This is a genomic window from Halosimplex aquaticum (assembly GCF_028747785.1).
GTDB classification, from domain to species: Archaea; Halobacteriota; Halobacteria; order Halobacteriales; family Haloarculaceae; genus Halosimplex; species Halosimplex aquaticum.
On record NZ_CP118158.1, the window covers coordinates 2,635,577 to 2,650,705 of the forward strand.

Consider the following 15,129-nt stretch of genomic DNA (forward strand, 5'->3'; position numbering starts at 1 on the left):
TTTTTACGGGTATCCCGGCGACCACTACATAACGGATTTGACTCGTTCGAGCGCGTGACCTATCACCCGCTCGTATGAAAGTTTATAAGCCTTAAATACAACGTTTAAGTCGAGACATGGTTGACCCCAAGGAGACAATCAATATCGAAAACGTCGTCGCCTCGACTGGAATCGGGCAGGAGCTCGATCTGCAGAGCGTGGCGATGGACCTTGAAGGGGCGGATTACGACCCCGAGCAGTTCCCCGGCCTCGTCTACCGCACCCAGGAGCCCAAGTCGGCCGCGCTCATCTTCCGTTCGGGCAAGATCGTCTGCACCGGCGCCAAGAGCACCGACGACGTCCACGAGAGCCTTCGCATCGTCTTCGACAAGCTGCGCGACCTGAACATCCAGGTCGACGAGGACCCCGAGATCGTCGTCCAGAACATCGTCACCTCCGCCGATCTGGGCCGTAACCTCAATCTCAACGCCATCGCCATCGGGCTCGGCCTGGAGAACATCGAGTACGAGCCCGAGCAGTTCCCCGGTCTCGTCTACCGCCTCGACGACCCCGACGTCGTCGCCCTGCTGTTCGGCTCCGGGAAGCTCGTCATCACCGGCGGTAAACAGCCCGAGGACGCCGAAGAAGCCGTCGACAAGATCGTCTCGCGCCTCGAAGACCTGGGCCTGCTCGAATAGCCGTTCGCACTCGCCGGACCGGCTGTCCGCGATAGCAGGCTACAAGCGGCCGCCCTCCCTACCGCCGCTATGGACTTCGTAGCGCGGTACTCGGCCGTCGATCGGGTCGGGCGCACGACGGCGTTCGCACCGCTCCAGGTCGACGTCACGGGCGGGGGGATCTTCGCACTGATCGTCACGTTCCTGCTCACCGCGCTGTTCTACGCCGTCACGCTCCACCTCGCGGCGACGTTCTTCATCGGCGACGTGCCCAGCCAGCGGGCGGCCTACGTCGGACCTATCCCGGCGGTCGTCTCCATCCTGCTCGGGCGCTACGGCGTGGAGGGGATCGGGTTCGTCCCGCCGGGACTCGCCTTCCTCGTCGCGCTGGTCGTGACCCTCCTCGCCGACGCCATCGCCATCAGCGTCTCCTACCGTATCTCCTGGCGGCCGACGGCGATACTCACCGCGCTGCACCTGGCCTTCTCCGTCGCGCTCATCATCCCCCTCAACAACATCTTCCAGTTCGTCTGAGCGCTGGACACAGCATCGCGCCGCCCTATCGCCCGACAGCGGGGACGGCCGTCGCCGGCGGGATGGCGCTGGGCGGAACGCCCGCGGCGAACGCCCGAGCGTGCGCCGACTGCTGGCCGCAGGCGCTCGACTGCCTCGGGCAGGCACGCCGCGGAGAGTGAATTACTCCACCAGCCGCTCGATCTCGGTGACGAGCACGTCGCTGGCACCGACTTCCTTGAGCGCGTTGATCGTCTCGAACACCTCGCGCTCGTCGACGACGGCGTGGACGGCCACGTCGTCGCTCCCGGCGATGTCCATGACCGTCGGCCCGCCCATCCCCGGCAGGACCTCCTCGACGTCGTCGAGGGCGTCCTCGGGGACGTTCATCATCAGGTAGCGTTTGCCCTCCGCGGAGAGGACGGATTCGAGCGCCATCCGGATCTGCTGGACCTTCTCGTCGTCGACGACGTCCTCGCGGGCGAACAGGCGGACCGACGACTCCAGGACGTCGGCGATCTCCGCGAGGCGGTTCATCCGGAGGGTCGTCCCCGTCGAGGTGATGTCGACGATGGCGTCGGCGATGTCGACGTGCGGGGTCAGCTCCGTCGCGCCCGACACCTCGGCGACGTCCACGTCGATACCGCGCTCGGCGAAGAACTCGCGGGTGATGTTCGGGAACTCCGTGGCGACGGTGCCGCCGTCCAGGTCCGCCACGGTCTCGATGTCGCCGTCCTCGGGCGCCGCGAGGACGAGCCGACAGGCGCCGAACTCCAGGTCGAGCAGGTCGACGAGTTCGTCGGTGCCGGACTCGCGGGCCTGGTCCAGCCCGGTGATCCCCACGTCGGCGGCGCCGTCGGCGACGTACTCCGGGATGTCGGCGGCGCGGGCGTAGAGGACGGTCACGTCGGGGTCGACGGTCTGAGCGTAGAGCTTGCGGTCGGCCCCGTCGACGACGTGGAGGCCGGCCCGGTCCAGCAGATCGATCGCGGGGTCGTGCAGGCGACCCTTGTTGGGGACGGCGATGCGCATACCAGCACTGCACGGGCCGCGGGCAACTGTCTTTCCCTCTCTCCGCGGCGTGGACCACTGGCCCGTCCGTACGTTTATCCCGGAAGGGGAGGCCACTGGACCCCATGACCGCAGTCAGCGCGACGGACGGCATCGCGTACGGGCTCAAGGCAACTCTCTCGTTCGGGTTCGTCCTGTTGATCGCACTCGTATTCGCTATCGCCGGGACGAACATGGCGACCGGGTCCGTCCTCTACACGTACGACGGGTGGGAAGTCATGCAGTGGGGCCGGCTGTTGGTGGGGTTGGCGCTGTCCGTCGTCGGCCTCGTCGCACTGTACGGCGGGACGTTCGGCCTGCTCTACAAGGTCGTCGCCGACGGCATCGACCGGGGAACCCGCCGGACCGCCTGAGGGGCCGAGGACCACATGTCGACACGCAAACCTTTTCGATCGACGGGCCGCAGCCACGCCCATGCCCTCCCTCCATCCGCTTCCGCCGGGCGCAGCCCCGGCTCCGCCGGCGATAGGCCAGTCGAGCACGGGCGGCGTCCTCGCCGCCGCCGTCGTCGGCCTGTGGACCGGCGAGCGCCTCGTCTATCGCGCCGACGCCTACGCCGCCGGCCGGACGGATCGGGAGACCGTCGAGGCGGCCATCCGCCGGTTCGCCGACCTGAACGACGCTCCCATGGAGTGGGGGCGGTTCGCGGCGCTGCGGCGGATGGAACCGCCGCTGGCCCGCCGTATCGACCGGCTGCGCGACCGCGCGTCGTGGGAGTGACGGTCCGAAAGCCGCAGACGACGTCCCGAGCCGCGTCGTCGGAGCCCCGAAGACTGATACACGCCGACAGTCTACCCTCTGGTGATGCTGCTGGTCCTGTGCGTGGACCTCGACGACGACCTTGGACGCAAGACGGGAGTGGACACGCCCGTCGTCGGCCGCGACGCCGTCGAGTCGGCCGCCGTCGATCTGGCGACGGCGGACCCCGAAGACAGCGACGTGAACGTCCTCTTCGAGGGGCTACACATCGCCGACCGCATCACGGACGAGTCCGTGGAGGTCGCCGCGGTGACCGGCGTCGACGGCAGCGACGTGGCCGCCAACCGCGCCGTCGGCGAGGAACTCGACGAGGTGCTGGCGGGGCTGGCGACCGGCGAGGACGTCCGCGCGATGGTCGTCACCGACGGCGCGCAGGACGAGTCGGTCCTGCCGGTCATCCGCTCGCGCGTCCCCATCGACGGGGTCCAGCGCGTCGTCGTCCGCCAGGCGCAGGACCTGGAGTCGATGTACTACACCATCAAGCAGGTGCTGGACGACCCCGAGACCCGCGGGACGCTGCTCATCCCGATGGGCATCCTCCTGCTGATCTACCCGCTGTCCATCGTCGCCGAGCGCCTCGACATGCCCGGCGCCGTGTTCGGCGTCACGTCCGCGCTGATCGGCCTCTACCTGCTCTCGCGAGGGCTCGCGCTCGGCCAGCGCCTCGACGCGTTCGTCGACCGGGTCCGCGAGGGGCTGTACGGCGGGCGCGTGTCGCTGGTGACCTACCTCGTCGCGGGGCTGTTGCTGATCATCGGCGGGTTCACCGGCGTGCAAACGGTCACCGACCTCCAGGCGCAGGCGGACGACGCGCTCGACGTCATCGAGGTGATCGCGGCGCTGGTCTACGGGTCGCTGCGCTGGTTCGCGGCCGCGGGCGTTACGAGCAGCCTCGGGCGCGTCGTCGACGGCTACATCGACGGCGAGTTCGAGTGGCGCCACCTCAACGCCCCCGTCTACGTCCTCGCCATCGCCTTCATCCTCCACGGCGTCTGCAGCTTCGTCCTCTCGTTCGGCGACCTGTCGTACCTCGCGTTCACGCTCACCGGCGCGACCCTGCTCGGCCTCGCCAGCACCTTCGCCTTCGCGCTGGCGGAGTCGCGCCTCGGGTCTCGCGTCAATCCGACGTGAGCGGCGGACCCGCGGACTCGCGGACGGACCAGCGCCGGGTTCGTCCGCCCCGGGACGGGTCGACCCGGCAACTTTTTGCGACGGCCGACCGCCGGTCGAGACATGGAATTGACAGGCCCCGACGGCGCGACGGCGGCGGTGTTCGACCCCGAGGACGCCACGCTGGCCGTCGAGCGGGACGGAACCACGGTCGTCACGCCCTCCGAACTCCCCGTCGAGAGACTCTCCCGGGAACTCCACGGCGTCGACTGGACCGGGGCCGACGTGTCCGTCGGCGACGCCACCGAGATCGAGGAGACCTACGAGATGCCGAAGGGGAAGGCTCGCGAGCGCGCCCACCGCGCCGTCGAACGCACCGTCACGTACGACCACCCCGACGCCGGCGGCGTCGTCGAGGTGCAACTGCGCGCGGCCGCCGAAGGCGTCGCCTTTCGGTACCGAGTCACCGGTGACGCGATGGAGATACACACCGGCGACGGGACCACGCTGTCGCTCCCCCGCGACACCGTCTCCTGGCTGATACCCTTCGATCACGCCCACGAGGCCAGCGCACGCCAACAGCCCATCGTCGAGACCGAGGGAGAGTACTGCCCGCCGGGACTGTTTCGGGTCGACGACCAGTGGCTGCTGTTGACGGAAGCGGGCGCCGACGGCGACTACGCCACGTCCCGACTCGTCGCCGGCGAATCGAAGATGACGTTCGGCGTGCCGGCCGGCCATCTGAACGCCCACTTCCCGCTGGAGACGCCGTGGCGCGTCGCCGTCGTCGGCGACCTCGCGACCGTCGTCGAGTCGACGCTGGTGACCGATCTCGTCGGGGGACCGGCTGTCGACGACGAGTGGGTCGAACCCGGGCGCGTCGCGTGGTCGTGGTGGTCCGAGTCCGACAGTCCGGACGACTTCGATCGCCAGCGCGAATATATCGACTACGCCGCCGAGCGCGGCTGGGAGTACGTCCTCGTCGACGCCGGGTGGCCGCGCCGGCGCGACGAGGTTCCCGACCTGATCGAGTACGCGAACGAACGGGGCGTCGACGTGTTCCTCTGGTCGCACTGGACGGACCTGAACACCGGGAGGAAACGGGAGGAGCGCCTCGGCACCTGGGCCGACTGGGGCGCCGCCGGGATCAAGGTCGACTTCATGGACCACGACGACCAGGGTCGGATGCAGTTCTACGACGCCCTGGCCGAGGACGCCGCCGAGTACGAACTGCTCGTCAACTTCCACGGCTCCGTGGTGCCCACCGGCCTCCAGCGCCGCTACCCGCACGTGATGACCTACGAGGGCGTCATGGGCGCCGAGTACTACAAGTGGAGCACCGTCACGCCGGAGCACAACTGCACCCTCCCGTTCACCCGCAACGTCGTCGGCCCGATGGACTACACGCCCGTGACCTTCTCGGCCGACGCCGCACAGACCACGCCGGGCCACGAACTCGCGCTCTCGGTCGTCTTCGAGTCGCCGCTCCAGCACTTCGCCGACTCCGTCGACGAGTACGCCGCTCGACCCGAAGCGGAGGGGTTTCTCGAAACCGTGCCGGCCGCCTGGGACGAAACCCGCTTAGTCGGCGGCCACCCCGGGGTCGAGGCGACCGTCGCCCGCAGAGACGGCGACGAGTGGTTCCTCGGCACGATTACGGCCGGTCCCCAGCGCATCGTGACCGTCGACTGCGCGTTCCTCGGGTCGGGCGAGGCGGACCCGAGCGAGACGTGGACTGCCCACGTCGTTCGAGACGAAACGGGGGGCGCCCTCGCGTCCGAGGAGTGGCCGGTGACCGGGGAGGAAGCACTCGATATTGTGGTTCCGGAGAACGGCGGGTTCGCGGCGCGGTTTACGCAGTAAAGCCCCCGCCGTCCGCATCCTGCTGGCCGACCGCGAGAACGCCCTCGTCTACGAGAACGATGGCGATATTTCCACCGCCGTCGCAGATATTGCCGCGGAGATCCCACGATAGCGGAGTTTCGCCGCCCCGAGATGGACACAGTTATTCGGGGAGAGGGACAACGCCACTGCACCAGCCATGCGTCACGCACACACGAAGCGGGTGATCCGATGCGGGTCGTAGTGAAGTTCGGTGGCACGAGCCTCGGCAACGGCTCGCGAGTCACGCGAGCGGCCGACTCCATCGCCCAAGCGATCGAGAACGGCCACGAGGTCGCCGTCGTCGCCAGCGCGATGGGGTCGACGACCGACGACCTGCTCGACGACATCGACTACGAGGCCCAGGACGAGGACCGCGCCGAGATCGTCAGCATGGGCGAGCGCACCTCCGTCCGGATGCTCAAGGGGGCGCTGGCCGCCCGCGGCATCGACGCCGAGTTCTTCGAGCCCGGCAGCGAGGGGTGGCCGATCATCACCGACGAGTACGGCGAGGTCGACGTCGACGAGACGACCAAGCGCGCCAGCGCGCTGGGGGGCCAGCTGGGCGACGTCGTGCCCGTCATCACCGGGTTCCTCGCCGAGGACCACCAGGGTAACGTCACCACCCTCGGCCGCGGCGGCTCCGACACCACAGCCGTCATGCTCGGCAAGTTCATGGACGCCGACGAGGTCGTCATCGTCACCGACGTGGAAGGCGTCATGACCGGCGACCCCCGCGTCGTCGAGGGCGCCCGCAACGTCGGCGAGATCACCGTCGACGAGCTTCGCTCGCTGTCGTTCCGCGGTGCCGAGGTCGTCGCGCCGTCAGCGCTGTCGTACAAGGACGCTGGCCTGGGCGTCCGGGTCGTCCACTACCAGCACGACGACCTGCTGACCGGCGGCACCTCCATCGAGGGCGAGTTCCAGAACCTCATCGACCTCCAGGAGGACCAACTCGCCTGCATGACCGTCGCCGGCCGCGCCATCCGCAACAGTCCGGGCATCCTGGGCGAACTCGCGACCGCGCTCGGCGAGGAGGGGATCAACATCGAGGCCAACTCCTCGGGGATGGACTCGATCACCTTCTACGTGAACGTCGAGGACGCCGAGGACGCCGAGGCGCTGCTGCACGACCGCGTCGTCGAGGAGGACGCCCTCTCCAGCGTCACCGTCGAGGACGAGATCGCCGTCGTCCGCGTCACCGGCAGCGACCTGCCCAACCAGCCGGGCATCGTCAAGCGCACCATCGACCCCCTCTCGGAGGCCCACATCCACCTCTACGACGTGATCACCTCCGCGACCTCCGTCTCCGTGTTCGTCCCCTGGGACGACCGCGAGCAGACGCTCGAACTCGTCCAGGACGTCTTCTGAACGGGCGACCGGAGTCGCTCTCTCCCTCCGCGACGAGCCGGGAATCGGCTCCCAGATCGCTTCCGCGGCCTGCCGCGTCGACCGTCTCGCCGTCGACCATCTCGCCGTCGACCATCTCGCCGTCGACCATCTCGCCGTCGTCCAGTCTCGCCGTCGTCCAGTCTCGCCGTCGTCCAGTCTCGCCGTCGTCCAGTCTCGCCGTCGTCCAGTCTCGCCGTCGTCCAGTCCCCCCTCCGGACGAGGCCGCCGATCCGCCGCCGAGCGCGCCGTTCGATCCGGTACGGAGCGCTCCGCAACCGACCCGAACAGTCGGGATGTCACAATACCCTATATATAGCAGGTATTTAAGGATCGGTCGGGGCCACCCACCGCCATGAGCCAGCGGAGTTCGGAGACGGGTTCGGGGATCGCGCGGCTGATTCCGGCGGCGATCCGGGAGCGGTTCGTGTACAAGTTCTTCCTGTCAGTACTCGTGGTGATGGTCCTGACGGCGGGGATCGGCGCCGTGTTCTTCGGGACCACGACGGCGACGCTGACCGACCGCACGGAAGGCCAACTGGAGTCGACGGCGCAACTGCAGGCCGAAGGGCTCGACCGCTGGGTCGACGGGTTGACCCACCAGACGCGGCTCATCTCGCAGGCGCCGCCGTTCCGCGGCGGTAACCGCTCGACCATCGACTACCACCTGTTGCAGGAACAGCGGCAGTTCAGGGACGACATCCTCGACGTGCACTACGTGCACTCCTACAGCCGGGAAGTGCTGGTGAGTACGAACGACAGCGTCGAAGGGACGAACCTCTCGGAGGCCGGGGTGCCGTGGGCGGGCGAGCGGGCCGAGACGGTCGGCCAGGTCACGAACGTCGCCTCGACCGTTTACGTGGCGAGCGAACCCTACGAGTCGCCGGCCTCCGGCGAGCGCGTGCTCGCGTTCGTCAGCGCGCCGCCGGAGAACACGGAACACCTCGTCGTCGTGGAGGCGAACCTCTCCGCGTGCGGCCGGTCGTTCGATCAACCGTCAGAGTCGGCGTACACGACGGTCCACGGTCCGGACGGCCAGCCCATCTGCGGGGACGGCGTCGACAGCGCGGCCGCGCCGTCCGGGGCGCTGGCCGCCAACAGCTCCGGGGTCACCGCCGCGGGCGAGGAACTGCTGGGCTACGCCGAGGTCGCCGGCACCGGCTGGACCGTCCTGACCCACGAGCCGAAGTCGGCCGCGTTCAGCCTCCGCAACGACATCGCGACGAGCATGGCGACGCTGGTCGCCGTCCCGCTGGTCGCGCTGGGGCTCGTCGGCGCCGTCATCGGCCGACGCGCGGGCCGCGAGCTCGACGACCTGACCGAGACGGCGTCGGCGATGCGCGACGGCGACCTCGACGTCGAGATCCGGAGCGACCGCGCGGACGAGTTCGGCCAGCTCACCCGCGGCTTCGCCGAGATGCGCGACGCGCTCGACGAGCAGATCGCCGAGACCGAGCGGGCGCGCAAGGAGGCCGAGGTCGCGCGCGCCGAGGCCGTCGAGACGAACGAGTACCTCCGGGAGACGGCCGAGCGCTACTCGGAGGTCCTCGCGGCCTGCGCCCGCGGCGACCTCACCCGGCGGATGGACGCCGACGGCGAGAACGACGCGATGGACCAGATCGCCGCCGACTTCAACGAGATGATCCGCGAACTCGAACTGACGACGGGTCAGCTCAAGACCTTCGCCGAGGAGGTCAGCAAGGGCGGCGAGGACGTCCACACCAGCGCCGAGACGGTCAAAGACGCCAGCGAGCAGGTCGCCGAGTCGATCCAGAAGATCTCCGACGACGCCTACGAGCAGAAAGAGCGCCTGACCGCGATCGCACAGGAGATAGAGGCGGTCGCGGACGAACTCGAAGCGCTGGACGCCGAGCGCGACGACCTCGAATTCGCGGAGGCGCTCTCACACATCCGGGCCGTCTCGGACCTGGTCGAGGAGGCCGCCGGAGCCGGCGAGACGGTGATGGAGGAGAGCGAGACGGTCGCCGGCGCCGCCGAGGAGCAGGCCGCCGAACTCGCGGAGGTCTCGGCGCGCGCGCTCGAACTGAAGCGGACGGCCCAGTACCTCGGCGAGGGCATCTCGCACTTCGAGACCGACGCCGAGCACGAGTTCGTCTTCCAGACCGGCGACGCCGTCGACGCGACCGCCGACACGAACTGACGGTCCGGCGGCCGGACCGGTCGGGGAGACGAACTGACGACCCGACGGTCGGAACGTCCGGTCGGCCGGACCGCCGACCGACTCCCGCGGCGCGGCCGACTTCCGCCTCGCGCCCGTAGCGGGGCCATGGAAACGGCGACTGACGGCCGCTGTGGCTACAGCCTCGAAGTCGGCCTGAGCGACGTCTCGGTCCCGGCGGGGGAGTGCGACCGGCCGGCGTGGGACGACAACGACCGCTGCGTCTGGCACGCGACCGTCGACGGGAAGAGCGCGGAGACGCTGGAGGAGTTCCGGCCGGAACCGGGCGAGTCGCTCGACGGCGCGTACCTCAGGGATGCGTCGCTCGTCGGCGTCGACTGGCTCGCCGAGGCCTCGCTCGTCGGCGCCGACTTCTCGGGCGCCGTCGTCAACGGCGCCGACCTCGGCGGCGCGGACCTCACGCTGGCGAACATGAAGGACCTCGCCGCCATCGACGCCGACTTCACCGGGGCGACGCTCGAAGGCGCCGTCTTCACGAACGCCGACCTCCGGCGGGCGACGCTCGAACACGTCCTGACCAACGAGGCGGTGTTCACCGACGTCCACGTCGGGGCCGGGACGCGGTTCAGCGACATTTCCGCGTACGAGCGCGAGCCGGTCAAACCGACGCTGAGCGACGACCACCCGCTGGAGGCCGCCGCGTGGACTTACCGCCAGCTCCAGCGGATCTATCAGGACAACGCCCTGCCCGGGCTCGCCCGCGAGAGCTACACCCAGGAGAAAGACGCCCGGCGGCGGCTCGCGTGGAGCGAGGGCGACTACCTGACCGCCGCGAAGTGGGAGCTGTCCCGGTGGGTGATGCACTACGGGAGCAGCCCGTACCGCGTCCTCCTCGCAGCGCTGCTGTCGATCGTCGTCTCGGCCGCCCTGTTCCCGATCACCGGCGGCATCATGGAGATCCAGGGTGAGCGAGCGATCACCTACACCATCGAGGACCCCTCGAGCGCGCCGGTGTGGTGGATCGGCCGGGTCTTCTTCAAGAGCCTCTACTTCAGCGTCGTGACGTTCGCGACGCTCGGGTACGGCGACATCCAGCCGATCGGCGCCTGGGCGCGATTCCTCGCGGGGACGCTCTCGATCGTCGGGTCGCTGCTCTCGGCGCTGCTCGTGTTCGTCCTCGCGCGGCTCGTGACGTGGTGATCACCAGAACAGTCCGGGCGACTCCTCGTCGGGTTCCTCGCCCGAACCGGTGAGGCGGAGGGCGACGGGGAACAGCAGCCCCTGGGCGACGATGCTGACGAGTGCGACGCCGAAGACGAGTTCCACCAGCGCGGGGCGGAACGGGAGTTCGCGGGGGACGCTGAGCAGGAGCGCGATCGGGATGACGGTGTGCATGCCGCCCCAGACGAGGACGTGCTGGAAGCGGAACGGGACGGGTTCTGCGCCCGCCACTCCGAGGACGTTCGTGACGCCGTAGACGACGACCGCGCGGACGACGAGCACCAGCGCGACGGCCAGCAGGACGGTCGGCGCGTTCCACAGCAGTCGGCGCCACGGCGCCTGGATCCCGACGAGGACGAACACCAGCGTGAACACGATGAACGCCGCGGTGTCCCACGTCCGCTCCATGAACGTGACGTTGTCGGGGTGGACGGCGCGGCCCTTCCCGTAGAGGCCGATCACGAGCCCGGCCGCGACGGTCGCGAGGACGCCGCTGACGTGGAGGTAGTGGTCGGCGAGGAGGAAGCTCCCGTAGGCGAGGACGACCGTCGTCAGCAGTTCGGCCATCCGGTCGTCGATGGCCCGGAGGACGACGAACGCGAGCGCGCCCGCCGCCAGGCCGACGAGGACCCCCCCGAAGCTGACGACGGTTATCTCGACGGCCAGGTCCACCAGGTCCGCCGGCGAGAGCAGCGTCTCGAGGTCGGCGCCGGTGGAGAAGCGCTCGGAGACGATGCCGATCATCGCGCCGAAGGTGACGACGGCGAACCCGTCGCTGAAGTGGCTCTCGACCTCGGCCAGGATCGACAGGCGCTCGGCCGCGTCGGCCTCCCGGAACAGCGCGACGATGGCGACCGGGTCGACCGGGTAGATGACGACCGCGAACAGCAGCGTCACGACGAGCGGGAGGCCGAACGCGTAGCTGCCGAGCACGCCGAGCAGGATCACCGCGACCGGGAGGCCCACGATGGGGAGCAAGACGCCGACCGGGAGCACGCGCACGAACGCCTCGGACTTCGTCTCCTGTGACCCCTGGAACAGGACCGTCGGGACCAGGACCATCAGGATGAGGTCGGAGGAGAGCCGGAAGTCCGGGTCCAGACCCGTGACCGAGAGGGCGACGCCGACGACGACGAGCAACACCGGGTAGACCGCCTCGCTGGTGCGCGCGGCGACGACGCGGACGACGGCCGCGACGCTCAACACGAGGAGGATGCCGCCCAGGAGCGTGAAGATGCCGGCCATGCGTGTGGAACCTACCGCTCGCCGCCCCTACTGTCCGGTCTCCCCGACGTTCGGGGGAGTTTCGAGTCGCCGCCCGGGAGTCGCGAGTACGGATCGTCGTTCGGGCCGCAGCGACCTGAATCCTCGGCCGGACCCGCGACGGCCCGTCGCGATGGTCTCGGCGCGACGCGTTCGTCGCGCCGAGACCCGGCGGCGACCAGTGGACGGTCGTGCCCATCGCTCGCCGGATGGCGCCACCGATGAGCGCACCTGTCACGTTCGAAATAAGTCCGTGCCGCCCGGAGGTCGGGCATGCGCTCGTACGCGACGCGGATGGCGACGCCGGCGGACCTGCCCGACCGCGAGGAACGCGCCGCCGCGCTCGAGGCCGCCGGGTACAACCTGTTCGACCTGGACGCCGACCGGGTGTTCGTCGACCTCCTGACCGACAGCGGGACCGGGACGATGAGCGACGCCCAGTGGGCCGCGCTCCACCGCGGCGACGAGTCCTACGCGGGCAGCAGTTCGTTCCGGCGGCTCCGCGAGGCCGTCGACGACGTGATGGGCTTCGACCGGGTCGTCCCCGCCCACCAGGGCCGCGGCGCCGAGAACGTCCTCTACGGGACGCTCGTCGCCGAGGGCGACCGCGTGCTCAACAACACCCACTTCGACACGACGCGCGCACACGTCGCGGCCAACGGCGGCGAAGCGGTCGACTGCCCCGTTCCCGCCGCGCGCGACCCCGACGCCGACGACCCCTTCAAGGGGAACTTCGACGTGGAGGCCGGCCGCGCCCGCGTCGAAGAAGTCGGCGCCGAGAACGTCCCGGTCGTCGTGTTGACGATCACCAACAACTCCGCGGCCGGCCAGCCGGTCAGCGTCGCCAACACCCGCGAGGTGGCCGCCTTCGCCGACGATATCGACGCCACCTTCGTGATCGACGCCTGCCGCTTCGCCGAGAACGCCCACTTCGTCGCCGAGCGCGAAGCGGAGTTCGCCGACGCCTCCGCGGCCGAAGTCGCCCGCGAGCAACTGGGGTACGCCGACGCGCTCGTCATGAGCGCGAAGAAGGACGGCCTCTCGAACGTCGGCGGGTTCGTCGCCGTCGACGACGGACTCGACGACCTCCTGGAGCGGGTGAAACAGCGAACCATCCTCTACGAGGGCTTTCCCACCTACGGCGGCCTGGCGGGGCGAGACCTGGAGGCGATGGCCGTCGGACTGCGCGAGGCGGTCGAGGACGACTACCTCGCCCACCGCGTCGAGCAGGTGGCGACGCTCGGCGCGGAACTCGCGGCCGCGGGGCTCCCTATCTACGAGCCGATCGGCGGTCACGCCGTCTACGTCGACGCCGGCGCGGCACTGGACCACATCTCGACCGCGGCGTTCCCCGGCCAGGCGCTGGCCTGTGAGTTGTACCTGGAAGGCGGCGTCCGGACGGTCGAGCTCGGGAGCTTCGCGTTCCCGGAGACCAAACGCCCGGAGTACGTTCGCCTGGCCGTCCCGCGACGCACGTACCACCGCGAGCACTTCGAACACGTCGGCGAGACCGCGACCGCGGTCGTCGAGCGGGCGGACGAACTCGCGGGGTTCGAGATCGTCGACGAACCGCCGATGAGAGAGCTGCGCCACTTCTCGGCCGATCTGCGGCCGCTGGACGCCTGATCCGGCCACGAACCGACCGCGACAGCGGTCGCTACTGCCCCGAGCGCAGTCGCGTCCCGATGCGGAGCGGGAGGTCGGCCTCGCGGACGGCGTCGACGACCCGGTCGACGTCGTACTCGACGCGGCGGGCCTCGATCTCCTGTTCGTCGAAGTCGACCAGCGAGTAGGCGGCACGGGGGTCGCCGTCCCGGGGCTGGCCGACGGCGCCGGGGTTCATGACGAGCCCCTCGTCGAATATCTCGTGGCCCTGGACGTGGGTGTGGCCCATGACGAGCACGTCCTCGCTGCCGAGCATGTCAGCGCTGTACTCCTCCGGATAGGTGTACCGGTCGGGGTCGTTCGGGTGGCCGTGGACGAGCCGCATCCGACCGTCGCAGACGAGTCGCTGTTCGGGGAGTTCGCCGAGCCACGCGAGTTGGTCCTCCGAGCAGGTCTCGCGGGCGTGGTCGACCGCGGTGGCGGCCATGTCGTTGAACCCGTAGGCCTGGTCGAACGCGACCGCGCGGTCGTGGTTGCCCATCACCGTCGGCACCTCGCCGTCGGGGAGCATCGCCGCGGCCTCGTCGCTCAGCTCGGTCTGGCCCTCGCCGCGGATAGCCGCGACGCACTCGGCGTGCCACGGGTTGTACCCGACCACGTCGCCCGCGCAGACGAGTCGGTCGACCGGCGGCATGTCCTCGAGAACCGCCTCCAGCGCCGGCAGGTTCCCGTGTACGTCTGAGATGACGCCCACTTTCATGGGGAAGGGTGCACGCGCCGCTGTCTTAGTTCCACGGCAGACGAACGTCAATCCGGTGAGAAGTCTTGGGTCGGCGGCCGCTACTCGTCGCCGCCGTTCACGATGGCCGTCTCGAACCCGTCGACGGCCGATCCGGAGACGCCGACGGCGCAGACCTCGTGTTCGAACTCGAGGTCGTAGGCCTCGCGGGCGGCGCCGGCGGCGTCGACGGCCGAGAAGTCGAACGCCTCGGGGCTGTCCTTCTCGTAGGTCGCCACGAGCGTCGGCTCGGTGACTTCCTCGACGAGCAGGGCGTCGCGGCGGACGGTCCCGATCACGGCGCCGGGGCCGTCGGCGTTCGTGCTCGGGTCGGCGGGGTCGACGCCGACGACGCCGGCGACGCGGGGCGTGTCGTAGTCGTCCTTCTCGAAGTCGAGCGCGAGGAGCGGCTCGGCCAGCGCGTCCCGGGCGGGGTACCCGAGCGAGAGCTTCTCGGCGATGGGATCGACGTGCGAGCCGTTGCCGATCACGGTGCCGCGAGCCGTCTGCTGCAGGCAGTTGTACTCGACGTAGGGGTTGTCCGTCTCGGGGGCGTCCTCGGTCGGACCGACGGTGACGGTGCCAGGCTGGCGGCCGGTCGCCTCGCGATTCGGGAACGAGCGCGAGGAGACGCGGTAGGCGCCGACCTCCGGTGCGACGACGACGAAGCGTCCGACGTACATGGACGGACCTCGGCCCCAGTCTCGAAAGTAAATGTCGATCCGGCCGAGGCGCGAGGCGTC

Annotated in this window: 15 protein-coding genes; 11 read left to right on the forward strand and 4 right to left on the reverse strand. The window is 69.7% G+C overall.

Going from position 1 to position 15,129, the window contains the following annotated elements; genetic code table 11:
• Positions 1-116: 116 nt before the first annotated feature.
• The 3 genes from PSC72_RS13295 to PSC72_RS25625 all read left to right on the forward strand — a co-directional run bounded on the left by PSC72_RS13295 (position 117) and on the right by PSC72_RS25625 (position 1,351).
• Positions 117-677: a TATA-box-binding protein gene (locus tag PSC72_RS13295; protein ID WP_123535123.1), complete on the forward strand. Its 561-nt coding sequence runs from the start codon at positions 117-119 to the stop codon at positions 675-677.
• A 69-nt stretch (positions 678-746) separates the two neighbouring features.
• Positions 747-1,190, forward strand: coding sequence for a DUF7473 family protein (locus PSC72_RS13300; RefSeq protein WP_274321891.1), 444 nt, complete (start codon positions 747-749; stop codon positions 1,188-1,190).
• Between the two features lie 14 nt (positions 1,191-1,204).
• Entirely contained in the window at positions 1,205-1,351 is a 147-nt protein-coding gene (locus tag PSC72_RS25625) for a hypothetical protein (protein ID WP_407653015.1), read from the forward strand.
• 1 nt (position 1,352) lies between these two features.
• Here the strand turns inward: PSC72_RS25625 and hisG are convergent, their stop codons facing one another.
• Positions 1,353-2,201, reverse strand: a complete 849-nt coding sequence (gene hisG / locus PSC72_RS13305; protein WP_274321892.1) for an ATP phosphoribosyltransferase — start codon at positions 2,199-2,201, stop codon at positions 1,353-1,355.
• A gap of 104 nt (positions 2,202-2,305) precedes the next feature.
• Here hisG and PSC72_RS13310 point away from each other — a divergent pair, with 104 nt between their 5' ends.
• The 7 genes from PSC72_RS13310 (at position 2,306) to PSC72_RS13340 (ending at position 10,719) form a co-directional block, all read left to right on the forward strand.
• The gene (locus PSC72_RS13310; protein ID WP_274321893.1) at positions 2,306-2,593 is read left to right on the forward strand and encodes a hypothetical protein; all 288 of its coding nucleotides are present in this window, start codon (positions 2,306-2,308) and stop codon (positions 2,591-2,593) included.
• A gap of 61 nt (positions 2,594-2,654) precedes the next feature.
• Positions 2,655-2,960: a hypothetical protein gene (locus PSC72_RS13315; protein ID WP_274321894.1), complete on the forward strand. Its 306-nt coding sequence runs from the start codon at positions 2,655-2,657 to the stop codon at positions 2,958-2,960.
• Positions 2,961-3,044: 84 nt separating this feature from the next.
• Positions 3,045-4,130, forward strand: a complete 1,086-nt coding sequence (locus PSC72_RS13320) for a DUF373 family protein (RefSeq protein ID WP_274321895.1) — start codon at positions 3,045-3,047, stop codon at positions 4,128-4,130.
• A 102-nt stretch (positions 4,131-4,232) separates the two neighbouring features.
• The gene (locus PSC72_RS13325; protein WP_274321896.1) at positions 4,233-5,972 is read left to right on the forward strand and encodes a glycoside hydrolase family 97 protein; all 1,740 of its coding nucleotides are present in this window, start codon (positions 4,233-4,235) and stop codon (positions 5,970-5,972) included.
• A gap of 210 nt (positions 5,973-6,182) precedes the next feature.
• Positions 6,183-7,361: an aspartate kinase gene (locus PSC72_RS13330; RefSeq protein ID WP_274321897.1), complete on the forward strand. Its 1,179-nt coding sequence runs from the start codon at positions 6,183-6,185 to the stop codon at positions 7,359-7,361.
• A 373-nt stretch (positions 7,362-7,734) separates the two neighbouring features.
• Positions 7,735-9,540: a HAMP domain-containing protein gene (locus tag PSC72_RS13335; RefSeq protein WP_274321898.1), complete on the forward strand. Its 1,806-nt coding sequence runs from the start codon at positions 7,735-7,737 to the stop codon at positions 9,538-9,540.
• Between the two features lie 126 nt (positions 9,541-9,666).
• The gene (locus tag PSC72_RS13340) at positions 9,667-10,719 is read left to right on the forward strand and encodes a pentapeptide repeat-containing protein (RefSeq protein ID WP_274321899.1); all 1,053 of its coding nucleotides are present in this window, start codon (positions 9,667-9,669) and stop codon (positions 10,717-10,719) included.
• Here PSC72_RS13340 and PSC72_RS13345 read toward each other — a convergent pair whose 3' ends face one another.
• Positions 10,720-11,985: a cation:proton antiporter gene (locus tag PSC72_RS13345; RefSeq protein WP_274321900.1), complete on the reverse strand. Its 1,266-nt coding sequence runs from the start codon at positions 11,983-11,985 to the stop codon at positions 10,720-10,722.
• Positions 11,986-12,276: 291 nt separating this feature from the next.
• Between PSC72_RS13345 and PSC72_RS13350 the strand changes: the two genes are divergently transcribed.
• Positions 12,277-13,629: a tryptophanase gene (locus tag PSC72_RS13350; protein WP_274321901.1), complete on the forward strand. Its 1,353-nt coding sequence runs from the start codon at positions 12,277-12,279 to the stop codon at positions 13,627-13,629.
• 31 nt (positions 13,630-13,660) lie between these two features.
• Here the strand turns inward: PSC72_RS13350 and PSC72_RS13355 are convergent, their stop codons facing one another.
• Together PSC72_RS13355 and PSC72_RS13360 are read right to left on the reverse strand one after the other, a co-directional pair.
• Positions 13,661-14,368: a metallophosphoesterase family protein gene (locus PSC72_RS13355; protein WP_274321902.1), complete on the reverse strand. Its 708-nt coding sequence runs from the start codon at positions 14,366-14,368 to the stop codon at positions 13,661-13,663.
• An 80-nt stretch (positions 14,369-14,448) separates the two neighbouring features.
• Positions 14,449-15,069: an IMP cyclohydrolase gene (locus PSC72_RS13360; RefSeq protein WP_274321903.1), complete on the reverse strand. Its 621-nt coding sequence runs from the start codon at positions 15,067-15,069 to the stop codon at positions 14,449-14,451.
• Positions 15,070-15,129: the final 60 nt, after the last annotated feature.